The sequence below is a fragment of the Flavobacterium sp. NRK F7 genome, assembly GCF_024054195.1.
Classification (GTDB): domain Bacteria; phylum Bacteroidota; class Bacteroidia; order Flavobacteriales; family Flavobacteriaceae; genus Flavobacterium.
In genome coordinates, this window is record NZ_JAMXLB010000001.1 from 2,558,284 (window position 1) to 2,581,817 (window position 23,534).

The following is a 23,534-nucleotide window of genomic DNA, read 5'->3' on the forward strand; positions in this document are numbered from 1 at the left end:
TTTTTTACTAAAGATGATAATTAAGTATATTTGAAGAATATAAATAATAATTTTCTTCAATGGTAACTAAATTAGTTAAAGTAGTATTTTTTATTACTTTATTTTCTTATGCTCAACAAATAGCAAAACCAACAGATTTAGTAGAATGGATTAATCCATTAATGGGAACAGATAGTAGTTATGAATTAAGTAATGGAAATACTTATCCTTCCATTGCATTACCATGGGGAATGCATGCTTGGACACCACAAACTGGCAACAATGGCAACGGTTGGCAATACACCTATGACGCTAATAAAATCAGAGGATTCAAACAAACACACCAGCCTTCACCATGGATGAACGATTACGGTCCTTTTTCTTTAATGCCCATGACTGGAAAAGGTACCATTGATGAAGAAGAAAGAGCCAGCTGGTTCAGTCATAAATCTGAAATTGCGAAACCTTATTATTATAGCGTTTATTTAGCAGATTATGATGTAACTACAGAAATTACACCTACTGAAAGAGCTGCTTCCTTCCGATTTACTTTTCCTAAAACAGACAGTGCCTTTGTAGCTATTGATGCCTATGATAGAGGTTCGTACATTAAAATAATTCCATCTGAAAACAAAATTATAGGTTACAGTTCTAGATATGCAAGAGGAAAATTAAATAATTTCAAAAATTACTTTGTTATTGTTTTTGATACTCCTTTTACAACTACTTCTCTTTGGAACGATAAAACTAAAATCAAGATAAACGAACTTTCTGGTTCTCATATAAGCAGTCTTGTTCATTTTATAACAAAAAACAAAAACACAGTTATTCAAGCTAAAGTTGCTTCTTCTTTTATCAGTTTTGAACAAGCAGAACAAAATTTAAAAGAAATTGGTTCCGATAATTTTGATACTGTTACACAAAAAGCCAAGAATACATGGAATACAATTTTAGAAAAAATACAAATTGAAGGAGGCACAACTGATCAAATAAGAACCTTCTACTCTACTCTGTATCGCACCCTCTTTTTCCCTATGAAAATGTATGAAATTGATACCAATGGAAATATCGTTCACTATAGTCCTTATTCAGGTAAAACCATGCCAGGATATCGCTTTGCTGGAACTGGTTTTTGGGATACCTTTCGAGCATTATATCCTTTTTTAAATTTAATGTATCCTTCCATTAATAAAGAAATGCAAGAAGGATTACTAAACGATTACAAAGAGGGTGGCTGGTTGCCCGAATGGAGCAGCCCATCCTATAGTGATATTATGATTGGTAATAATTCCGCTTCTGTGGTAGCAGATGCCTATGTAAAAGGATTGCGCGGTTATGATATTGAAAAACTGTATGAAGCACTACTGCATGGCGCTAACAATGAAGGACCACAAGCTACAGGAAGAAAAGGAGTTCAGTATTATAATGAATTGGGTTATGTTCCTTATAATGTTGATATTAATGAAAGTGCGGCAAGAACATTAGAATATGCATACGATGATTTTGCGATTAGTCGATTGGCCAAATTATTAAATCGCCCGCAAAAAGAAATTGAGTTATATGAAAATAGAAGTATGAATTACAAACACCTCTTTGATCCTGAAACAAAATTAATGCGTGGGAAAAATAAAGATGGAAAATTTCAAAAACCTTTTAATCCTTTAAAATGGGGTGATGCTTTTACCGAAGGTAATAGTTGGCACTACACTTGGAGTGTTTTTCATGATATTGAAGGATTAGCCCAACTAATGGGCGGGCATGAAGAATTTACCACTATGTTAGATTCTGTTTTTAAAATGGCTCCTGTTTTTGATGACAGCTATTACGGAGGGATAATTCATGAAATCCGTGAAATGCAGATTGCAAATATGGGACAATATGCACATGGAAACCAACCCATTCAACACATGATTTACTTATATAATTATGCTGGCAAACCTTGGAAGACCCAATATTGGGTAAGAGAAGTTATGGAACGCATGTACAAACCTACTCCAGATGGTTATTGTGGTGACGAAGATAATGGTCAAACCTCTGCTTGGTATGTTTTTTCTGCTTTAGGATTCTACCCTGTTTGTCCTGCTACCAATCAATACATTTTGGGTTCTCCTTTATTTAAAAAAGTAACGTTACATCTTGAAAATGGTAAAACATTTACGATTGAAGCTCCTAATTCTAATTCAGAAAACAAATATGTCGACAAAGTTAAATTAAACGGTAAAGAATATAAAAACAATTGGATTGGGCATGAAGATATCTTAAAAGGCGGTACTTTTAATTTTATTATGAACAATACACCCAATACAAAAAGAGGAACAACAACCGATACTTTTCCTTTTTCACTATCTACTAATAATTAAATCATGAAAACATTATTTTCTGCCATAAGCTGCTTTTTTACACTTCTTTTCTTTGGTCAACAAACTTCAAAAAATTTACTTCCTTTTGTAAAACCAATTATTGGAACCCAACGCATGGGCCATGTTTATCCTGGTGCTACCGCTCCTTTTGGAATGGTTCAATTGAGCCCAGATACGGACACTATTCCTTATGCAGTAAATGGAAAATACAATCCTGATGTATATAAATATTGCGCTGGTTATCAATATGATGACAAAACTATAGTTGGTTTTAGCCATACCCATTTCAGTGGAACAGGCCATTCCGATTTAGGTGATTTCTTAATCATGCCAACCACTGGAAATTTACAATTAAACCCAGGAACAGCTGCAGCACCTTTAAAAGGGTTTAGATCAACTTTTTCTCATGAAAATGAAATTGCTGAAGCAGGATATTACAAAGTAAAACTAGATAATTACAATATAACGGCTGAACTAACGGCTTCTACTCGTGTAGGTATGCACCAATATACCTTTCCAAAAACGGATCAAGCACATATCATTCTAGATTTAATGGCTGGAATTTATAATTATGACGAAAAAAATGTTTGGACCTACGTTAGAGTTGTAAATGATACTTTGATAACGGGTTATAAACAAACCAATGGTTGGGCTAGAACAAGAACAATCTATTTTGCCATGAGTTTCTCCAAGCCTTTTAAGAATTATGGTCAGAAAAACTTTGATGAAAAGCAAGTATATCGCGGTTTTTGGAGAAAATTTGATCAAGAAAATAATTTCCCAGAAATAGCAGGAAAAAAAATAAGAATGTTTTTTGATTTTAATACAGAAGCTAATGAAAAAATTAAAATAAAATTTGCTTTATCACCAGTAAGTCAAAAGAATGTACTTCAAAATTTAATAGAAGAAATTCCGCATTGGGATTTTGAAAAAATCAAAAAACAAACTCAGGATAGTTGGAATCAAGAATTAAATAAAATCCAGATTGATGCAACTCCTGATGATAAGACTAACTTTTATACTGCTATGTACCATACTTTTATTACACCTACTGTTTATGAGGACAGAAATGGCGAATATAAAGGTTTAGACCAAGATGTACATCAAGCGAATGGTTTTACCAATTATACGACTTTTTCACTTTGGGATACCTATAGAACCTTACATCCTTTATTTAATGTACTTCAAACTAAAAGGAATGCAGATATGGTGGCTTCTATGTTAGCTCATTATGACCAAAGTAGTCTACACATGTTACCTATTTGGAGTCATCATGCTAATGATAATTGGTGTATGAGTGGCTATCACAGTGTATCCGTAATTGCAGATGCTATCTTAAAAGGAACGTATACGGGTGATGCTGAAGTTGCTTTAAATGCATGTGTTACTACAGCAAGAAAGCGTAATTATGAAGGTATAGGTTACTATATTGACAAAGGATATATTCCAGCAGAAAAAAGTGGTATATCAGTTTCCAATACTTTGGAATATGCTTATGATGACTGGGCTATTGCACAATTAGCAAAAAAATTAAATAAAACTGATATTTACAACGAATTTATACAACGTTCAGAAAATTGGAGAAATAATTTTAATCTAGTTTCAGGTTTCATGGAACCTAAATTAGCCAATGGCGAATTCAAAAAAGATTTTGATGCATATAGCACGCATGGACAAGGATTTATTGAAGGTAATAGTTGGAATTACAGTTTTTTTGTACCTCATAACCCAAATGCTTTGGTTACTATAATGGGAGGTAAAAAACAATTCGGTAAAAAATTAGACACCCTTTTTAACATGCATTTATCAGATGATTTCTTTGCAGAAACTGAAGACATTACTAGAGATGGAATTATAGGTGGTTATGTCCATGGTAACGAACCCGCGCATCATGTTGTTTATTTATATAATTGGGCAGACCAACCCTGGAAAACACAAGAAAGAGTACGTCAAATACTAAAAATGCAATACAAACCCACACCCGATGGTTTAGGAGGAAATGACGATTGCGGTCAAATGAGTGCTTGGTATATTTTCAGTGCCATGGGTTTTTATCCAGTGGCTCCAGGTTCTTTAGAATATGCTATTGGTAGTCCCTTAATTACAAACGCTATTATTCATTTAGAAAATGGAAACACATTTGAAGTTGCGACACAAAATCAGTCAGAAACTAACCCATATGTAAAAAGAATTATCTTGAATGGAAAAACATTAAATCGTTATTTCATTACCCACGATGAAATTATGAATGGCGGAAAAATAACCTTCATAATGAGTTCTAAAAAATAATTATATGGTGGTTTCCAATTCATTTTTTACTACATAATCACCCCACTTAGCCATTTCTTGCAAAAGTGGAATAAGTGTTTTACCAAAATCGGTTAAGGAATATTCCACTTTTAAAGGGGGTTTTGTAGTATATACATGCCTTTGAATCACACCATCTGCTTCTAAATCTTTTAACTGCAAACTCAACGTGCGTTCGGTAACATCTTTCATTTTTTTTCGCAACTCATTGTAACGCAACGGTTCTTTAATCAAATAAAATAAAATCACCGATTTCCACTTTCCTCCAATAATCCCCATCGTAACACTCGTACAACAAGGATATTCTTTACCTTTTACCGTATACATATTTTAATTTTTTATTAAATTTAAACTATCCTTTTCGACCGTTATTGCACAACAAAAATACTATACTTACTTTTGTAACTATAAAAAATATAGTATAAATCAAATCACAAAAATATGAGTTTTATTACAGCTATACAAGAGCGTTACACTACAAAAAAATACGATGCTTCTAAAAAAATTGAAAAAGAAACTTTAGAACAATTAAAAGAAATTGTAAGACTGAGTCCGTCTTCTATAAACAGTCAACCTTGGAAATTTACATTTGTAAGTGACGAAAAAACTAAAAACGAATTAGCCAAAGCATCTTTTTTTAATGATACCAAAGTAATCAATTGTGATACGCTAGTTGTTTTTAGCCGAATTGATAGTATTGTAGAATTTGAAAAACAGATTCAAGCGACATTACCAGAAGGTGCTGTAGGGTATTACAACCAATTTATAAAACCTTTACCAGAAGCAGAAATAAAAGCGTGGTTTGACAAACAAGTATATTTAGCTTTAGGTGTTTTCTTAAGTGCTTGTGCAGCAATGAATATCGACTCTACTCCTATGGAAGGTATTGAACCCGAAAAATATGATACTATTTTAAAATCGAATCACCATCATGCTTTAGTGGCTGTAGCTATTGGTTATAGAGATAATGAAGATGCCAATCAACCCCAAATAAAACCCAAATCGAGAAGAGCATTAGGAGATGTTATTACAAGTATATAATCATTTCAATCATAATAACAAGCACGAATAAAATTCGTGCTTGTTTATTGAATTGCTAAAATCTATTTGTTAGTCACCAAATTAAACACAGGGCAACTCCCTGCTTCAGGTATCATACTATGCACTGGTGGTTTAGGATAATATTGCAACGTTCTTTGCACCGAAATAGCACTTTCTTTTCCTGCAATGAGTTCCACTAAATACAATGCTTCATCTAATCCTGATGAAATTCCTCCACCCGTAACTCTATTTCCCGATTTCACATATCTAGGATGTCCTTCAGCGACTGTTACTTCGGGATATTTTCCAAAACAATTCACAAATGCCCAATGTGTTGTAATCGTATGTCCGTTTAACAAACCTGTATTCGCAAGCAATACGGCTCCTTCACAAACGGAACATACCCATTCTGCTTGAGAACCTGCTTGGGTTACATAAGCTGTAAATGACGATTCTTTGTCTGCAATGATAGCTGCTAATACATCAGCATCTCCGCCAGGAACCCAAATTAAATGTGGTTTTTGTACAAAGGCGTCATCAAAAGTGGCTTCAACTGCTATTTTTACTCCGTTAATGGTTGTAAAAGTGGGTTGATTTCCACATACATAGTAAATTTTAACCTCTCTTTCAAAACTAGGATCTTTTGCTAACCAACCAAATATTTCTCTTGGAGCAGCGATATCCATATAATCTACGCCGTCATATACAGGAATTGCGATTATAAAGGGTTCTTTTGAAGTAGTGCTTGTCATAACTGTTGTTTATTAGTAAACTAAAAATACAAAAAACAATTCATGAACGATAATTTTACAATATAAAAAATCCCTTTTTCAAGGGATTCATTTTATAATTTTCTTCTGGCTCTTTCTTTTTTTATCAAATCAAGTTCTCTACTCGTTTGTCCTGCAACTGAAGTATTTTCTTCTGCTCTTCGTATTAAATATGGCATTACATCACGAACAGGGCCAAATGGTAAATATTTAGCCACATTATAACCATTGGCTGCCAAATTATAACTGATATTATCACTCATTCCATATAATTGACCAAAAAAGATTCTTGGATCATTTTTAGCAATATTACGTTCTGCCATTAATTCCATTAAACGGTACGAACTATTCTCATTATGTGTTCCTGCAAAAATAGCCATATGATCAATATGATCTAACATATAAGCTACTGCTGTATCATAATTTTCATCTGTAGCTTGTTTGCTATGACAAATAGGTGATGTATAGCCTTTTTCCTCTGCTCTAGCATTTTCTTTTTCCATGTATGCTCCACGAACTAATTTCATACCTACATAAAACCCTTCCGCTTTGGCGATGGCGTTTAATTTTCGCAAATATTCCATTCGATCCCAACGGTACAATTGCAAGGTATTGAAAACAATCGCTTTCTCTTTATTGTATTTGCGCATCATTTCAGTAACCAAATCATCTGCTGCATCTTGCATCCAACTCTCTTCGCCATCAATTAAAACAGCTACATCTTTATCATGAGCCATTTTACAAACCGTATCAAAACGCGCTACAACTCTATTCCATTCTGCTTGTTCTTCTGGAGTAAACGATTTGCCCTCACCTATTTTCTGATATAGTGCAAAACGACCTAAACCTGTCGGTTTAAAAACAGCAAAAGGAATTGCTAAACGTTCTTTAGCAAATTCAATCGTTTTTAATGTCATTTCTAAAGCAGCATCAAACTGATTTTCTTCTTCTTTACCTTCTACAGAATAGTCTAATACAGACGAAACTCCTTTGGTAAACATCTTATCAACTACCGAAAGACAATCTTTTTCATTTATACCACCACAAAAATGATCAAAAACAGTACTCCTAATCAATCCTTCCACTGGTAAATGGGCCTTTAAAGCAAAATTAGTTACAGCAGTACCAATTCTTACAAGTGGTTGACTTTCAATTAATTTAAATAAAAAATAGGCTCTTTCTAATTCAGTATCACTTTTCAGTGAAAAAGCGACTTGAGTATTGTTGAATATTTTTTCCATTCTTAGGCTTCATTTTAGTGATGCAAATATACTTTACACCATTGTAATTTTAAATAAAATTTGCCTTATTTTGCAATAAATTGAAATTAATTACCATGCAAACCATTCAAGCCAATAATTATCAGGTTTTATTTAATGAAAAAGGATACGAATACCTTAATAGTATTTTACTCCCACAAAAATATTCTAAATTATTCATCCTAGTTGATGAAAACACCTCAAATTATTGCTTACCAAATTTCTTAGCGCAATTGGCTACCGAAATGGAAATTGAAATTATTGAACTAGAAGCTGGTGAAGAACATAAAAATATTGAAACCTGCTTGCAAATTTGGCATTCATTAACCGAATTGGGTGGTGATCGTAAAAGTATCATCTTAAATTTAGGAGGTGGTGTAATTACCGATTTAGGCGGTTTTATTGCATGTACCTTTAAAAGAGGAATCGACTTTATAAATATTCCTACAACTTTATTATCCATGGTGGATGCATCAATTGGCGGTAAAAATGGTGTGGATTTAGGCAACTTGAAAAATCAAATAGGAATTATTAGAGAACCTAAAGCAGTTATCATTGATACGCATTTTTTAGAAACATTACCTGGCGAACAAATGCGTTCTGGATTTGCAGAAATGTTAAAACATGGGTTAATATTCGATAAAATCTATTGGGATAATTTAAAAAACTTATCCAACTTAAGCACAGACGATTTAGACCATTTAATTTATCAATCTATTCAAATAAAAAACCAAATCGTTTCTCAAGATTTAACTGAAAATGGTATTCGGAAAGCGCTAAATTTTGGACATACTCTAGGTCATGCTATTGAAAGTTATTTTTTGGAAAACGAAAGCAAAAAAAGTTTACTTCATGGGGAAGCTATTGCAATTGGAATGATTTTGGAAAGTTTTATTTCTAAAGAAAAAGGACTTCTTACTTCAGAGGAACATCATGAAATCAAATATATATTGAGTGATATTTATGACAAAGTCAATTTTGATCAAAACGACATAAAAAATTGCATTGATTTGCTTATTTATGACAAAAAAAATGAATTTGGTACGGTACAATTTGCCTTATTAGATAAAATAGGTCACTGTAAAATTAACGAAACTTGTGAAAACGAACTGATTTACAAGGCTTTTGAAGATTATAAATCTTAATTATTTTTACCTGTATCATTATTATTTGATAATAATATTTTTTTACCTTTGTGGGAATGAAAGAACACCCATTTTCTCGTTTTTCAAAATGCAGTAGCGCAAATACAATAACTGATTTGTCTATCAGTTTATGTTTTTTATGGGCTACTTTTTCTTTTATTGACGCTTTTATTTTCTCTAAAACCTTTAGAGAGAAATTATTAATTCAATTTTCAAATATTAGAGTATAAAAAAAGAAACAAACTGAAATAATTCTTTTTTTTAAACTTTAAAATCTTATTTTTCAAATGAATACTAAATATTACGATTTAATTAACCAAACTTTTTATTTTCCTCAAGAAGAATTCACTTTAAATAAAGATACCCTTCAATTTCACGGAATTGATTTAATGAAATTAGTAGAAGAATATGGTACGCCATTAAAATTTACGTATTTACCCAAAATATCAAAAAACATCAAAAGAGCGAAAACATGGTTCCGTAATGCTATGGAAAAGCATGATTATGATGCAAAATACTACTATTGTTATTGTACCAAAAGTTCTCATTTTGAATTTGTATTAAATGAGGCTTTAAAAAATAATATTCACATTGAAACTTCATCGGCTTTCGATATTAATATCGTTGAAAGATTAATTGAAGAAGGTAAAATCAACAAAAATACTTTTGTTATTTGTAATGGTTTTAAAAGAGACCAATACATTGAAAATATTGCACGATTAATCAATACAGGGCATAAAAACACCATTCCAATTATTGACAATTATGAAGAATTAGATCTTTTACAAGAACAAATTAAAAGTAAGATCAAGATTGGTATTCGTATTGCTGCTGAAGAAGAACCAAAATTTGAGTTTTATACTTCTCGTTTAGGTATTGGATATAAAAATATTTTACCTTTTTACAGAAAACAAATTCAGGAAAATAAAAAATTAGAGCTTAAAATGCTTCACTTTTTTATCAATACTGGAATTAGAGATACGGCTTATTATTGGAACGAACTTTTAAAGTGTATGAAAGTTTACATCGCACTTAAAAAAGAATGCCCTACTTTGGATAGTCTAAATATTGGTGGTGGTTTCCCAATTAAAAACTCCTTAGCTTTTGAATATGACTATCAATATATGATTGATGAAATCTTAAATCAAATCAAAATTGCATGTGATGAGGCGGAAATTGATGTACCTAATATTTTTACAGAATTTGGTTCCTTTACTGTAGGTGAATCTGGTGGAGCTATTTACGAGGTATTGTATCAAAAGCAACAAAACGATAGAGAATATTGGAATATGATTGATTCCTCTTTCATTACTACATTACCAGATACTTGGGCTATCAATAAACGCTTTGTAATGTTAGCCGTAAATAGATGGAATGACACCTATGAAAGAGTTTTATTAGGAGGAATGACTTGTGATAGTGATGATTATTACAACTCGGAACAACATATGAATGCGGTATATTTACCAAAATACAATAAAGAAAAACCTTTATACATTGGTTTTTTTAACACAGGTGCTTACCAAGAAACAATTGGTGGTTTTGGAGGATTACACCACTGTTTAATTCCACAACCCAAACACATATTAATTGATCGAGACAAAAACGGCATTATAGCAACCGAAGTGTTCTCAGAACAGCAAAATGCTGAAGAAGTATTAAATATTTTAGGTTATAATAAAAAATAAATAAAAGAAAAATGAGCAAAGGACCAATTAGTCAATTTATAGAGAAAAATTATCTTCATTTTAATGCTGCTGCCTTAGTAGATGCTGCAAAAGGATATGAAGAACATTTATTAGCAGACGGGAAAATGATGGTAACTTTAGCGGGTGCTATGAGTACCGCTGAGTTAGGTAAATCATTGGCAGAAATGATTCGTCAAGATAAAATTCATATTATTTCTTGTACAGGCGCTAACTTAGAAGAAGACATTATGAATTTGGTTGCTCACAATTCCTATAAAAGAGTACCTAATTATAGAGATTTATCACCTCAAGAAGAGTGGGATTTATTAGAAAACCACTACAACCGTGTAACAGATACGTGTATCCCAGAAGAAGAAGCCTTCAGAAGACTACAATCACATCTATATGACATTTGGAATAAAGCAGATAAAGCAGGAGAAAGATATTTTCCTCACGAATTCATGTATCAAATGATCAATTCTGGAGTTTTAGAGCAATATTACGAAATCGACCCAAAAGACTCATGGATGGTTGCTGCTGCTGAGAAAAATTTACCAATTGTAGTTCCTGGATGGGAAGACAGTACGATGGGTAATATTTTCGCTTCTTATTGCATTAAAGGTGAATTCAAAGCATCTACTACTAAAAGTGGAATTGAATACATGATGTGGTTAGCCGATTGGTATCCTAAAAATTCAGGTGGAAAAGGAGTTGGTTTCTTTCAAATTGGAGGTGGAATTGCTGGAGATTTCCCAATTTGTGTAGTCCCAATGTTATATCAAGATATGGAGATGCACGATATTCCTTTTTGGAGTTATTTTTGCCAAATTTCAGATTCAACTACCAGTTATGGTTCGTATTCTGGAGCAGTTCCAAATGAAAAAATTACTTGGGGAAAATTAGACATCACAACACCTAAATTCATTGTAGAGTCTGATGCTACGATAGTTGCGCCTTTAATTTTTGCCTATATTTTAGGCCAGTAATTTTTTTTATTTTTTTTTTATAAAAATTGTTTGATAATTTGATTTAGGATATTACTTTTGAAAAATATCTATGAATAAAAACAACCCAATGAAAAGAGTTATTGTTGATTACGCAAAATTGACAAACGAAATTTTAACTTTATTAGTTGAAAAATTTCCTGAAGGATATGACGAGTCAGACATTATCCGTTTTAAGAACGCTAAAAACGAAGCAATTGAAGCTGTAGAAGTACGTACTGAAGATACTATCTATCTTGTAAAAGTAAGTACAAAACTAGCTGATCGAATTGAAAACTTCGATGAGGATGATGATATTGATGATACTATAGATGTACCTGTATTAGATCCTATCAAAGGTATCGACTTAGATGATGATGATGACGATGACGATGATACAGATACTGATGATGTGGAAGACAAGGCTGACGATGAAGACGACGATTCAGACGAAGATTAATAAAAAAATAAGGCATGTAAATTACATGCCTTATTTTTTTATAGATACCGTTCTTGAAGTACACTTTTATGATGCAACTCATGTCCAATAATGATGCTTCCAATAGCACGAACAGAAACAGTACTATTTGAAGCAATACCAACACGTAACATTTGTTCTTCTGTCAAATTATCAAATAAAGTTATAGTTGCATTTCTAACCGCTACATATTCTTCTACCAAACTCTCCATAGTTCGATTATTGGCATTTGCAAAAGGTACATATTCATTTTCGTCAAAACCAGATAAAGGAGTCCTATCGTTTCTAGAAATACGTAAAGCTCTATAGGTAAAGATACGTTCAGCATCAATTAAATGCAAAAGTATATCTTTAGGTGTCCACTTCCCTATTTCATATTGGTATTCTAATTTATCTGCTGGAATGGTTTTAAAAAAAGTAATATTTTCATCTCTTAATTGTTGCAACCCTGTAACAACATTCGTATGTTGTAAAGATTTAGTGATGTAATTTGCATAAAAGGGAGCAAATTCATTTTCATTAAAGTGTATCATAAAAAAAGAATAAAAAAAATCCCGAATAAATCGGGATTCAAATTAATATTAAAGTTCTTTAAAAATAGTATGCATTAATCGTTTTTTATCATTAATGCTTTCTTCTAAAGAAATCATAGTCTCTGTTCTGTATACACCTTCAATATCATCAATCATAAAGATTACCTCTTTAGCATGTTTTGTATCTCTTGCTCTAATTTTACAAAAAATATTAAATTTACCAGTCGTAACATGTGCAACGGTTACATAAGGAATTTGATTAATTCTTTCTAAAACAAACTTAGTCTGTGAAGTATTGTGTAAAAACACTCCTACATAAGCAATAAAAGAATATCCTAACTTTTCATAATCTAAAGTCAATGAAGAACCTTGAATAATTCCTGCATCTTCCATTTTTTTTACCCTAACGTGCACTGTTCCAGCAGATATTAATAATTTTTTAGCAATATCTGTAAAAGGAACCCTTGTATTGTCAATCAACATGTCTAAAATTTGATGATCAACTTCATCTAAACGAAACTTACTCATAAGAGAATTATATAAATTTATTGTACTTAAACGATTTATAGCTGTTGATATTGTATACCATTAATAAATTTAATACGGTCACCAATTGAAAAATTTGCTTTTTCACCTATCTTTGGCTCGTTTCCATAACTCGCATTAAATAATGCTCCTTCTGCATCAAACTCATAATGACCTACATAACCTTCCAAATTTTCAATTTGAACAATATAGGCTTCAAAATGAATCTTATCCTCTCTTAATATCTCAGTAAATTGAGCAGCAAAGTTAATTAATTTTTCTTGAGAATTATCAATAATTCTAACATTTTTATAAAGAAAATCGTAAAAACACTTAGAATTTTGAGAAATATTTAAGTAATCCTCCAAATTATTAGAAACTATAACGTTTTCGTTAATAGCTTGAAAACCACTCCAAAGCGCACAAAAAATAAATTTTCTAACTTGTTCTCTTTGGTAATCTTCCTTAAAATGCCCCGCTTCAAAAAGAATTGTTGGTGTATTTCGATAGGTTAAATAATCTCCAATACAATTAATATTAAAGGAATCATCAAAGCGACCAATTTGATTTGGAATAATCGCACGTAAATTCCTATTCATTGCCTCTATTACTGCTACAGCCTTATATCTCGTTTCATTAAAAGTCCTACTTTCATCAAAAGCGGGAGCCAAAAAAGACACTGAAGCTGGTAAATTAAACCCATCTGTTCCAAAAATAGTGCGTTGATCATGTAAATTAAAGCAATAATCTGGTTCAAATTCTTCATATAATTGACGCAACAGCTTACTTTCTGGCTGCGTAATATTAAAAGAATCACGATTTAAATCAACTTCATTTGCATTTGCTCGAGTATAGATAGCAGCTCCATCTGGATTTAATATAGGAATACTTAAAAATGTAAAGCCAGTATACCAATTGTTAGCCATCGATTCATTTGATGACAAATAATTAAAAAAATCAAATAATGCTTTTGTAGTTGTTGATTCATTTCCATGCATCTGAGACCAAGCTAAAATTTTTATTTTGCCAACCCCAAATCGAACACTATAAATAGGTCTATCTAAAACTGATTTGCCTTCAACAGAAATTTTAAATCGATTATTTAAATGGTTTAGTAAGGAAACAATATGTTCATTTGTTATGTATCTACCTTGTAATTCGGATTCTAAAAAGGTTGTTGCTAATTGTAAACTATCCATGACTTTTTATTGAGTTACAAATGTAAACAAGATATCATTTACATTTGTAAACATCAAAAAATTTGTTTTTGTATACTTATGTAAACATACTAGCTTCTTTATTTTACCCTCATAACACCTAATCAGTTTACATAATTAAACTATTTTAACAAATAACAATTATATATTTAATTATCAGTTATTTAATGCTATTTACTTAATGTAAAAATTTATTCTTTTTTTAATGATTTACATTTGTAACCAACATTAATTTGTTCATTATTTTTCTTTTTATTACATTTGTAAACACTTGAATTACTTAATCTAATTTACAATGGTAAACATTGATGATTTTATAAAAAGACTCCAAATTATACTTGATTATTATGGGTTATCTGCTTCTGCTTTTGCAGATCGTATCGACGTGCAACGATCTAGTATTTCTCATCTTCTATCTGGTAGAAACAAACCAAGCTTAGATTTTATCTTAAAAGTAATTGAAATTTTTCCTGAGGTAGATTTATATTGGATTCTAAATGGAAAAGGAAATTTTCCTAAATCTGAAAAAAAATATGAAGAAAAAACAGATACTCCTACTTTGTCAAATTCTTTTTTAGAAGTAAAAAAAGAATCTATTGCTGAAAGTAATTTATTTACTCAAATGGATTACCCTGAAAATAATGCCGTAATTGAAAATAATTTTGAAAAAAAATCAACTATCGAAAATTTGAATACCCTTGACGAAGATGTTGATTATATCGTTATTTTTTATAAGAATGGTACTTTTAAAAAATATCATAAAAAATAAAAAGCGTTATTTCGGTGAAATAACGCTTTAAATACAAACTAAAATCTACTAATTCAAAAAAACTATTTTCACATATTTTATTTTCTAAATAAATAAATTGCTGCTACACCCGCTTCCGCACGAGTAGAAATAGGTGCAACATTTCCAGAAGCAGTTGGGAAATCAAAAGTTAAAACGGTGCCACCTGCATTTGCTCGTTCGGCTACATAAATTCGGTTAGAAACATAATCATAAGCAACATCGACAGGATTACCTAAAGTAGTACTTGAACCATAAATTCTAATTTGATTTGACATAGCAATTGTTCCCATATTGGAAGTAGTTCCAAATACATTGGTAAAATTAGTAATAATGACTAAGCCTCCGTCCGTAGCATCTGCAGCACTAGCAACATCCGTCAAAATCATCACATCATCTTCCGGTGAGTAGGTTATTCCATGTGTTCGTGTCAATCCTTCTATAGTAACTCTTTTAGAAGCAGTTATATTTCCAGAAGGCATCGAAAAAAAGTTGTTAAACACAACTAAGTCACTTGTTAAATCAGCAATAGCATATAAGTCGTTTCCGTTAATATGAATTCCCCAAACTTTAAAATCTAATGTATATTCATTCAGTAATGTAAATCCAGTTGCTGTTTTTTGATAAACTAACAATTTATTTGTATCACCATTACTGGCTGCTTGATCTTGAGTTACAATTACTTTATCTTCAGAAACTGCAATTTCTCTTGGATTTGTAAAATCGGCATTTAAATTAAAATTCGCTAACATTAAATTATCTGTTTTTGCTTCAACAGCGTTTTTTAAGTTCGTATACCTTTCAATTCGATTATTCGTTCTAGAAGCTAAGATGACTTCGTCTGAACTACTATCATAATAAATTCCATCATTGTCGGTTCCGATAACCGAAAGAGATACAGTGGTTGGGTTAAGCAGTAATAAATCCGTAAAAGAAATTTTCCCAGAAGTGTTGCTAGAAGTTACTAGCTTAAATTCTGAATCTGACATAGTTGTCATGCTGTCATCATCATTACATGAAAGTATCGATAAAGACGCAAAGGCGGAAAGAAAGATTGTTTTTTTCATAAAAAAATTCTTTTAAAGTTGATACTTAAAAAAGATTTACGAAAAAAAAACAGTTTTGGTTTTAAATTTCTTTTGGATCGAAACTTTTTTCTGGAAATTTACCTTTAACGCCTTTATAATAGGAATGTAAAACAGTTAAATCATGAGTAATGTCTCCAGTAGGATAAAATGGTGAATGGAAAATAACTTTTTTATTTCCATAATCAAAAACACCAGGAATGATAGGCACATTGGCTTTTAAAGCCATATAATAAAATCCAGTTCTCCACTCGTCCACTTTTTTACGGGTGCCTTCTGGAGCAATTGCCAAACGAAAAATATCTTTTTCAGAAAAAAGCTTTGCTATTGCATCAACTTTATTTTCTTTTTTGGTTCTATTCAAAGGAGCACCTCCCATCCATTTGAAAAAATAATGAAAGGGAAAAACAAAAAGTTCTTTTTTAGCTAAAAAATGAATTTCTTTATGAATGATTCCTCTGGCAAATACACCAATAATAAAATCCCACCAACTTGTATGTGGCACAGCAATAACAATACATTTTTTTATTTCAGATGAAATGGTACCTTCTACATGCCACCCAAAAAGGGTTGTGAAAATAAATCGATATATTTTTTGCTTCATAGATGCTAATTTGATGTAAAATTAAAATTATATTTACAATTAGAAACTTTTTATATGATTAAACGCTTATTGAGTTATATTATCCCTATCAAAATTTATGAAAAACCCTCTAAAATTAGTAAGTCCTTAGAAGTATCATGGAATAATGGAAAATTGGTTTTAGATTCTAAAAACACCAATTATTCTTATGGAAGTTTACAAAAAGTACTTCGTAAAGGCTTGATAGCTATTGGTTTTGACACCATAAAACCAATGCAAGAAATACTTGTTTTAGGTGTGGCTGGAGGAAGTGTAATTCGAACTTTAGTAGACGAAATTAAATTTGAAGGAAATATTACAGGTATTGAAATTGACGAAAATAGCATTGAAATTGCCCATCAATATTTTGGTTTGAACCAAATAAAAAATTATAAAACTATAATCTCTGATGCCAAAGAATTTGTAAAAAAAACAGAAAGAAAATACGATTTAATCATTATCGATATTTTTGAAGATACAACGATGCCTTTATTTTTGTTTAAAAAAGAATTTGTTGAACATTGTAAACAATTACTTCAAAAAAATGGATTTATTTTATTTAATACCATGATTTTAAACGAAAAACAAATTGATAGAAATAATGTTTTTATTCGTCAATTTGATAATGAAAAATACTACTGTAAAACCTTTTCCAATGTAGAATACTATAATCAGTTAATTATTATTGAAAAAAGAATTTAGTCTTTTATAAATCTATAAATCAAAAGTCCAACACCTAAATATCTCAGTGTTTCACCTATTGTAGAGGCTAAATTTTTAACAAATTGACCCGCTTCATAATCATAAAAACTGTTCCAATTATCATGATAATTTTCAATAATAAAATCAAAAATATAATAGGTATAAAAAAATTGAATTATTTGTATTACAATAAAAACTATGATCCAATTCCTTGCCAATAGAATATAATTTAAATCTTTCCTAGTTTTCAGAATATTTAAAAATAAATAAAAACCTATAAGAAATATAAAATTATAAAAAAGTTCGTAGGACAAATGAATGTATGGAAATTTTATATTCGTAATAATAAAAAAATCTACTAAGATGATTCGAATTGTATAGGCTATACTTATAATTCCAAGCCAACTAGCGATACCCAATCCAATTAATGAAAATTCTTTCTTCATTTTTTATCCGCTACTATAATTCTCGCCTTTTCCAAATCTTCAGCTGTATCTATTCCAATGCTAGCATGTGCAGTTTCTACCATTTTGATTCGTTTTCCATATTCTAGGTAACGTAATTGCTCTAATTTTTCAGAAGCTTCTAAAGATAACATTGGCAAACGATAAAAATCGAGTAACGCTTCTTTTCTAAATGCGTAAATCCCAATGTGTTTCATATAGCGAACCCCAACATTCATTTCCCTTGGATAGGGAATTACCGAACGAGAAAAATACAAGGCAAATCCATTTTGATCGGTAATTACTTTTACATTATTTGGATTTTCAATGTCTTCTTTTTGATGTATTTCAAACATTAAAGAAGCTAAATCTACCGTCTTATTTGTGTCATTTTTAAATACTTCGATCACTTTTTTTAGTGGTTCAGCATCTATAAAAGGTTCGTCTCCTTGCACATTAATTACGATATCTACCTCCATATTTTCAACCGCTTCTGCAATTCTATCGCTTCCGCTTTCGTGTTCTTTAACACTCATAATGGCCTTTCCATTATTTATAACTATCTCATTATGAATTAATTCTGAATCTGTTACTACAAACACATCATCAAACAATCCAGTAGCCAACGCGGCTTCATACGTTCTAAGAATGACCGTTTTTCCACCTAAATCTTGCATTAATTTAGCAGGAAAACGAGTGGATGCGTAACGGGCAGGGATAACAGCTATTATTTTCATATACTATATAATATGTATGTGTAGGTCAAAAATACAGTTTAATTTGGATAACCAAATATTTAATTTGGAGTTAATTTTCAAAACTTTCCTCTTTAAAACCAATTAAATATAATTTTTCTTTGGCTCTTGTAATCGCGGTGTACAACCATCTTAAATAATCTCTATCAACTCCATTTGGCAAATACGGTTGTTCTACAAAAACTGTATTCCATTGCCCACCTTGCGATTTATGACAGGTCATCGCATACGAAAATTTAACCTGAAGCGCATTAAAATGAGGATTGTTTTTCACTTTTAAAAATTTTCGATACTGTTGCCTTTCTTCTTCATAATCTTTCATTACTTCTTGATAAAGTAAATTAGACTCTTCATAGGTTAATGAGGGTGATTCACTAGTAATGGTGTCCAATAGTAACACGGTTTCAAAAGAAGGTTGGTTCGGATAATCAATCATTCGTATGGTTACTTTGGCAAACTTAAAACCATACAATTCTTGTATAGAATTAATTTTAAGTACTTCTATAATATCACCATTGGCTATAAAACCTGCATCTGAATTCTCTTTTAGCCAAAAATAATTGTTTTTCACCACCATTAATAAGTCACCTGTTGATAACTCACCTTCTCTATTTAAAATTTTTGCTCTAATTTGTTGGTTGTATTGATTGGCTCTTTTGTTAGATCGCACGATAAAAGCGGTTTCTTCCGAACCGTTTTTCTCAAAAGATTGATAAATAGCATCTTCAATTTCGTAACCGTCTTGCAAACGAATAATATCTTTAAAACTTTTAAGTTGAAATTTAAAAGCATCTATAAAATGCGATTTTAATTCTTCTCTTAAAGCAGTAGCATTAAATAAAATACCAGATTTCTCAGCTTGTCGCATTACTTCATCCAATTCTATTTGATGAATTTCTTTATCAAAATGAATGCTCAGTGTATCACTATTTAAAGCGGGGCTAACTTCTAAATTTACAGGCGGTAATTGCGCTGTATCTCCAATAAATACAAGTTTACAATTGGTGCCTTGATCTACATAAAAAATCAAATCATCTAATAAGGACCCGTTTTCATACAATTTAGATTCTTGAGAAGTATCTGAAATCATGGAAGATTCATCAACTATAAAAATGGTATTTTTAAACTTATTTTGTTGCAACGTAAAAGATACGCCACCTGACTGACTCTTTTTAGGAAAATAAATCCGCTTATGAATGGTAAAAGCTGGCTTTTGGGAGTAATTACTAATTACTTTAGCTGCTCTTCCTGTTGGTGCTAATAAAACATATTTTTTATTGGCTTCTTTTAAATAATTAACTAAAGTAGAAATTAAGGTTGTTTTACCAGTTCCTGCATAACCTTTTAATATAAAAATTTCATTATTTTTATCATTTAAAACAAAATCAGCAATTTTTTGAAAAAAAATATCTTGTTTTAGAGTGGGTTCAAAAGGAAAATTATCGCGTAACGTTTTGTAAAACAGGGAAGATTTCATCATTTCTTAATATTGGCTTGTAGAATTTTTCAAATATACTGATGATTTTTTTAAGAAATTCTTTTGAGAAGAAAAAAAAATTGTAGATTTGCGTACCATATAACTAAAAAATTAAATATAAATGTTACTAATCATTTCCGTAATTCTGACATGCCTTGTAGCACTAGGCTTAGTTAAGTTGATTGATAAATTTCTGCCAAGTGGTGCTCGTCCAGTAGTTTCTATACTACTTTGGGTTGCTACTTTTTTCTTAGCGTACCTTATTTATGAATCTGTAATGAAGCCTATTCGTTTTGATGAAGCAAAAAACGAGCGTTATAAAGTTGCTGTTCAAACTTTAATTGATCTTAAAAAAGCACAATTAGGGTACAAAAAAGTAAATGGTGAATATGCTGATTCATTTGATAAATTAGTAGCTTTTATTGATAATGGTACATTTGATATCATCACTAGAAAAGATACCACTATTATTGACCGTAAGAAAAACAAAGCCTTTAACTTAACAGTTAATGAAAGAGGTGAAGGTGGTTTCTTTAAAGATACTGTAATTATCAACAAAATCGGAACTGTTTCTGTTAAAGATTCTTTATTTAGCGGAAATGACCGTTACAAACGTTTAAATTCGGTTAAATTTAATGAGATTGAAGTTCCTGTTGAAATGAAAACTGGTTTTGTATACAGAAACGAAACAAAACTTCCTGTTTTAGAAGCTACTATCGATAAAAATGCATTATTAGCTGACTTAGATCAAGATTTGTTAGCTCAAGAAAATAAAGTTGAAGATATTAACGAAATTAACGGAGATAAAATTATCCTAGGTTCTTTAGTGGATGTAACACTATCTGGAAACTGGCCAAAAAGATATGGTAATAACGACTAACGATATTACAACCAAAAATTATAAAAAGTTGTCCATTCAGGTCTCTCTGAGTGGACTTTCTTTTTGTGTCTTTGATTTAATCACAAAAAAGGTAATCACTTATCAGAATGTGGATTACATTAAAAGTAATGTAATCGAAGAACAATTATGGAAAGTTTTTACGGATTATACCATACTTTCCAACGCTTATGATGAAATTGTGGTCTTACACGATAATAGTTTAAATACATTGGTTCCAGATGTATTATTTGATACTAATTTCATGGGAAGCTATTTACAATATAATGTAAAAGTCTTTGATACAGACTTTTTTACATTTGATAAAATTGAAAACTACGATATTTCGAATGTATATGTTCCGTATGTAAATATTAACAATTTCTTATTAGACCAATACCATTCTTTTGACTATAAAAACGTAAATTCGATATTAGTAAAGAAAATTTTAGATCATTCTATTGGAAATCAAGAGAAAGAAGTATTTGTTCATATACAAAAAGGACATTTTGAAATTGTAGTGGTTAAAAACCAACAATTATTGCTTTTTAATTCTTTTGAATATATTACACCAGAAGATTTTATCTATTATATTCTTTTTACTTACGAACAATTACAAATAAGTCCTGAAGCTACCCCAATCTTTCTATTAGGATCAATTGAACAAACAGATGATTATTTTAAAATGGCTTATAAATTTATAAGAAACTGTAGTTTATTCGACACTACTAAATGGACCAGCATTTATGATCAAACTGCAAGCGAAATTCGTACTAATTTCATACTTTTTAATTCATGAGAATAATTTCAGGAAAACATAAAGGAAAAAGAATCCAAGCTCCTAAAAAATTACCAGTTAGGCCTACTACAGATATGGCTAAAGAAGCTTTATTTAATATCTTGAATAATTATTTTAACTTTAGTGGTTTAAAAATTCTAGAATTATTTGCTGGTACTGGTAATATTGGTTATGAATTTGCATCAAGAGGTAGTAATGCGGTAGTTGCTGTAGATGCAGATATGGGTTGTGTTGCTTTTATTAAAAAAACTGCAGCTGAATTAGACTTGGATATTTCAGCAATTAAATCGGATACTTTCAAGTATTTGGAAAGATGTAATATAAGTTATGACATTATTTTTGCAGATCCTCCATACGATTTATCACAAGAAGATTTTGAAAAAATTGCTTTACAAATATTTGAAAATAAAATATTAGATGAAGAAGGCATGCTTATAATTGAACATTCTAAACATACCAAATTAGATCATCTAATTAATTTTTCTTTTTCTAAAAATTACGGTGGTACCGTTTTTTCTTTTTTTGAATTTGATTTTGACGAAGAGGAAATTGAAAAAGAAGAAAGCGAAGAAGATTTTTAATTACTTAAACTCTTTTACCATTTTTAAAATAGTTTCAATTCCTTTTTGTGTTTCATCTTCATCATCATAATAGAATTTGTCATAACTATTATCTAATTTTTCTTCTATAAATAAAGCAATACTTTCCAGAATTGCTTCATCATCAATGGAGAGAATGCGCTTGATAACGTCAATTTTTAAATTTTCAGTTTTCATAAGATTTATTTTTTTATAGTTTACTTACCACTTATCTAAAAAGAAACGCTTTCTATATAAGTGTTCTATAAATTTAATTAAAAAAAATATTTTAAATCCATGAAAATCGGTTATTTAACGTATAAATAACATTTTTAAGAAGTCGTAAAGTTTAGAAAAAAGCAGACCTATAAGCCGGATTCTGTCTCCCTAAGGAGCCTTATCATTTATCTAGACTAAACATTACTGTTTAGCTCAAGCTGCCTACCCTTCAACATCGAACGAGTAGCTCTTATCTAACCGAAGTTAGAGTTGTTGATATACTTGGCATTTCACCGCATAGAGTTTACCTGGTTTCACTACAGCATTATCTGTACATACTTTCTGTTGCACTTGTCCTCACCTCTCGGTGGATGGGCGTTACCCATTATGCTACTCTTTGGTGTCCGGACTTTCCTCTCCTAAAATTAGGAACGATAAGGCGGTCTGCGGTGCAAACTTACAATAATTTTAATTCTGAAAATAATAAAATCTTTCCTACTTTAACATTACTTTAAAAGTTATTGGGCTTAAAATTGATAACTTTATGAAAACTATAAAAAAAACAAACGCTATGTCAGAAAGATATCATTACGCTTCCGTATCAGAAGCATTAGAATTATTGAAAGAAAAAGGATACGACTATGATTACAATATCAATGAACAAGAAATTGAACGAAATCCAGATCATTTCGAAATTCATCACGTCTATCGTTACGAAGGAAATACCAATCCTGATGATGAATCTTGGGTGTATGGAATTCAATCAAAAGATGGCAAAAAAGGAGTATTTGTAAACGGTGCTTCTTCCGATTCTTCGGTTGAAGTAATTAAATTTTTGCATCAATTGTCTATAAAAGGGCAATAATAAATAAAAAAGTGAGCTTAAAAGCTCACTTTTTTATTTA

General features: G+C 30.8%; 26 protein-coding genes and 1 other RNA gene. 14 read left to right on the top strand and 13 right to left on the bottom strand.

The annotated features are described in order from the left end of the window. Positions 1 to 59 precede the first annotated feature (59 nt). On the top strand, positions 60 to 2,339 hold the full coding sequence (locus tag NHF47_RS11565; protein WP_252765074.1) for a GH92 family glycosyl hydrolase: 2,280 nt from the start codon (positions 60 to 62) through the stop codon (positions 2,337 to 2,339). A gap of 3 nt (positions 2,340 to 2,342) precedes the next feature. Continuing rightward, on the top strand, positions 2,343 to 4,628 hold the full coding sequence (locus NHF47_RS11570; protein WP_256477028.1) for a GH92 family glycosyl hydrolase: 2,286 nt from the start codon (positions 2,343 to 2,345) through the stop codon (positions 4,626 to 4,628). On the opposite strand, the gene NHF47_RS11575 is transcribed toward NHF47_RS11570, so the two are convergent. Beyond that, positions 4,629 to 4,973 (bottom strand): helix-turn-helix domain-containing protein, encoded by a 345-nt coding sequence (locus NHF47_RS11575; protein ID WP_252765075.1) that lies wholly within the window; start codon positions 4,971 to 4,973, stop codon positions 4,629 to 4,631. A gap of 114 nt (positions 4,974 to 5,087) precedes the next feature. Here NHF47_RS11575 and NHF47_RS11580 point away from each other — a divergent pair, with 114 nt between their 5' ends. Next, positions 5,088 to 5,687, top strand: coding sequence for an NAD(P)H-dependent oxidoreductase (locus NHF47_RS11580; protein WP_252765076.1), 600 nt, complete (start codon positions 5,088 to 5,090; stop codon positions 5,685 to 5,687). 62 nt (positions 5,688 to 5,749) lie between these two features. Here NHF47_RS11580 and NHF47_RS11585 read toward each other — a convergent pair whose 3' ends face one another. Continuing rightward, a complete protein-coding gene (locus NHF47_RS11585) occupies positions 5,750 to 6,439 on the bottom strand; it encodes a DJ-1/PfpI family protein (RefSeq protein WP_252765077.1) in 690 nt (229 codons plus the stop codon). A 92-nt stretch (positions 6,440 to 6,531) separates the two neighbouring features. Further along, the gene (locus tag NHF47_RS11590) at positions 6,532 to 7,698 is read right to left on the bottom strand and encodes a proline dehydrogenase family protein (protein ID WP_252765078.1); all 1,167 of its coding nucleotides are present in this window, start codon (positions 7,696 to 7,698) and stop codon (positions 6,532 to 6,534) included. A gap of 95 nt (positions 7,699 to 7,793) precedes the next feature. On the opposite strand from NHF47_RS11590, the gene aroB reads away from it, so the two are divergent. The 5 genes from aroB (at position 7,794) to NHF47_RS11615 (ending at position 11,992) form a co-directional block, all read left to right on the top strand. Then, the gene (aroB, locus tag NHF47_RS11595) at positions 7,794 to 8,861 is read left to right on the top strand and encodes a 3-dehydroquinate synthase (RefSeq protein ID WP_252766094.1); all 1,068 of its coding nucleotides are present in this window, start codon (positions 7,794 to 7,796) and stop codon (positions 8,859 to 8,861) included. Positions 8,862 to 8,917: 56 nt separating this feature from the next. Beyond that, positions 8,918 to 9,091 (top strand): hypothetical protein, encoded by a 174-nt coding sequence (locus NHF47_RS11600; protein WP_252765079.1) that lies wholly within the window; start codon positions 8,918 to 8,920, stop codon positions 9,089 to 9,091. A 57-nt stretch (positions 9,092 to 9,148) separates the two neighbouring features. Beyond that, complete coding sequence (locus NHF47_RS11605) at positions 9,149 to 10,549, top strand: arginine decarboxylase (RefSeq protein WP_252765080.1); 1,401 nt, start codon at positions 9,149 to 9,151, stop codon at positions 10,547 to 10,549. 11 nt (positions 10,550 to 10,560) lie between these two features. Then, positions 10,561 to 11,535: a deoxyhypusine synthase family protein gene (locus tag NHF47_RS11610; protein WP_252765081.1), complete on the top strand. Its 975-nt coding sequence runs from the start codon at positions 10,561 to 10,563 to the stop codon at positions 11,533 to 11,535. Positions 11,536 to 11,623: 88 nt separating this feature from the next. Beyond that, positions 11,624 to 11,992, top strand: a complete 369-nt coding sequence (locus NHF47_RS11615) for a DNA primase (protein ID WP_252766095.1) — start codon at positions 11,624 to 11,626, stop codon at positions 11,990 to 11,992. Positions 11,993 to 12,030: 38 nt separating this feature from the next. Here the strand turns inward: NHF47_RS11615 and NHF47_RS11620 are convergent, their stop codons facing one another. Genes NHF47_RS11620 through NHF47_RS11630 form a run of 3 tightly spaced genes read right to left on the bottom strand, consistent with a single transcriptional unit; the run spans position 12,031 to position 14,267 of the window. Then, positions 12,031 to 12,543, bottom strand: a complete 513-nt coding sequence (locus NHF47_RS11620; RefSeq protein ID WP_252765082.1) for a DinB family protein — start codon at positions 12,541 to 12,543, stop codon at positions 12,031 to 12,033. A gap of 48 nt (positions 12,544 to 12,591) precedes the next feature. After that, positions 12,592 to 13,071 (bottom strand): Lrp/AsnC family transcriptional regulator, encoded by a 480-nt coding sequence (locus NHF47_RS11625; RefSeq protein ID WP_140996739.1) that lies wholly within the window; start codon positions 13,069 to 13,071, stop codon positions 12,592 to 12,594. 35 nt (positions 13,072 to 13,106) lie between these two features. Further along, complete coding sequence (locus tag NHF47_RS11630) at positions 13,107 to 14,267, bottom strand: M14 family zinc carboxypeptidase (protein ID WP_252765083.1); 1,161 nt, start codon at positions 14,265 to 14,267, stop codon at positions 13,107 to 13,109. A gap of 313 nt (positions 14,268 to 14,580) precedes the next feature. Here NHF47_RS11630 and NHF47_RS11635 point away from each other — a divergent pair, with 313 nt between their 5' ends. After that, positions 14,581 to 15,054, top strand: coding sequence for a helix-turn-helix domain-containing protein (locus tag NHF47_RS11635; RefSeq protein WP_252765084.1), 474 nt, complete (start codon positions 14,581 to 14,583; stop codon positions 15,052 to 15,054). A 77-nt stretch (positions 15,055 to 15,131) separates the two neighbouring features. Here NHF47_RS11635 and NHF47_RS11640 read toward each other — a convergent pair whose 3' ends face one another. After that, positions 15,132 to 16,139: a hypothetical protein gene (locus NHF47_RS11640; RefSeq protein ID WP_252765085.1), complete on the bottom strand. Its 1,008-nt coding sequence runs from the start codon at positions 16,137 to 16,139 to the stop codon at positions 15,132 to 15,134. A 61-nt stretch (positions 16,140 to 16,200) separates the two neighbouring features. Further along, the gene (locus NHF47_RS11645) at positions 16,201 to 16,761 is read right to left on the bottom strand and encodes a 1-acyl-sn-glycerol-3-phosphate acyltransferase (protein ID WP_252765086.1); all 561 of its coding nucleotides are present in this window, start codon (positions 16,759 to 16,761) and stop codon (positions 16,201 to 16,203) included. Positions 16,762 to 16,815: 54 nt separating this feature from the next. Here NHF47_RS11645 and NHF47_RS11650 point away from each other — a divergent pair, with 54 nt between their 5' ends. After that, on the top strand, positions 16,816 to 17,481 hold the full coding sequence (locus tag NHF47_RS11650) for a spermidine synthase (protein WP_252765087.1): 666 nt from the start codon (positions 16,816 to 16,818) through the stop codon (positions 17,479 to 17,481). Here NHF47_RS11650 and NHF47_RS11655 read toward each other — a convergent pair. The 3 genes from NHF47_RS11655 to NHF47_RS11665 form a co-directional block, all read right to left on the bottom strand. Further along, positions 17,478 to 17,927 carry a hypothetical protein gene (locus NHF47_RS11655; protein WP_252765088.1) on the bottom strand — a complete coding sequence of 150 codons (450 nt, stop codon included), beginning with the start codon at positions 17,925 to 17,927 and terminating at the stop codon, positions 17,478 to 17,480. The two genes, NHF47_RS11650 and NHF47_RS11655, sit on opposite strands and share 4 nt — an antisense overlap. Continuing rightward, the gene (gene kdsB / locus NHF47_RS11660) at positions 17,924 to 18,661 is read right to left on the bottom strand and encodes a 3-deoxy-manno-octulosonate cytidylyltransferase (RefSeq protein WP_252765089.1); all 738 of its coding nucleotides are present in this window, start codon (positions 18,659 to 18,661) and stop codon (positions 17,924 to 17,926) included. The genes NHF47_RS11655 and kdsB overlap by 4 nt, the downstream gene beginning before the upstream one ends. A 70-nt stretch (positions 18,662 to 18,731) precedes the next feature. Continuing rightward, positions 18,732 to 20,156 (bottom strand): ATP-dependent RecD-like DNA helicase, encoded by a 1,425-nt coding sequence (locus NHF47_RS11665; protein WP_252766096.1) that lies wholly within the window; start codon positions 20,154 to 20,156, stop codon positions 18,732 to 18,734. Positions 20,157 to 20,277: 121 nt separating this feature from the next. Here NHF47_RS11665 and NHF47_RS11670 point away from each other — a divergent pair, with 121 nt between their 5' ends. The 3 genes from NHF47_RS11670 to NHF47_RS11680 are packed head-to-tail and all read left to right on the top strand — an operon-like array spanning position 20,278 to position 22,413. Further along, on the top strand, positions 20,278 to 21,036 hold the full coding sequence (locus NHF47_RS11670; protein ID WP_252765090.1) for a hypothetical protein: 759 nt from the start codon (positions 20,278 to 20,280) through the stop codon (positions 21,034 to 21,036). Further along, positions 21,020 to 21,832 (top strand): DUF3822 family protein, encoded by an 813-nt coding sequence (locus NHF47_RS11675; RefSeq protein WP_252765091.1) that lies wholly within the window; start codon positions 21,020 to 21,022, stop codon positions 21,830 to 21,832. Before NHF47_RS11670 ends, NHF47_RS11675 begins: the two co-directional genes overlap by 17 nt. Then, positions 21,829 to 22,413, top strand: a complete 585-nt coding sequence (locus NHF47_RS11680) for an RsmD family RNA methyltransferase (protein WP_252765092.1) — start codon at positions 21,829 to 21,831, stop codon at positions 22,411 to 22,413. Before NHF47_RS11675 ends, NHF47_RS11680 begins: the two co-directional genes overlap by 4 nt. Here NHF47_RS11680 and NHF47_RS11685 read toward each other — a convergent pair whose 3' ends face one another. Together NHF47_RS11685 and rnpB are read right to left on the bottom strand one after the other, a co-directional pair. Next, the gene (locus NHF47_RS11685) at positions 22,414 to 22,608 is read right to left on the bottom strand and encodes a hypothetical protein (protein WP_140996750.1); all 195 of its coding nucleotides are present in this window, start codon (positions 22,606 to 22,608) and stop codon (positions 22,414 to 22,416) included. Between the two features lie 154 nt (positions 22,609 to 22,762). Continuing rightward, positions 22,763 to 23,080, bottom strand: an RNA gene (gene rnpB, locus NHF47_RS11690) — RNase P RNA component class A. 93 nt (positions 23,081 to 23,173) lie between these two features. Here rnpB and NHF47_RS11695 point away from each other — a divergent pair. Beyond that, a complete protein-coding gene (locus NHF47_RS11695) occupies positions 23,174 to 23,494 on the top strand; it encodes a hypothetical protein (protein WP_308219268.1) in 321 nt (106 codons plus the stop codon). Positions 23,495 to 23,534: the final 40 nt, after the last annotated feature.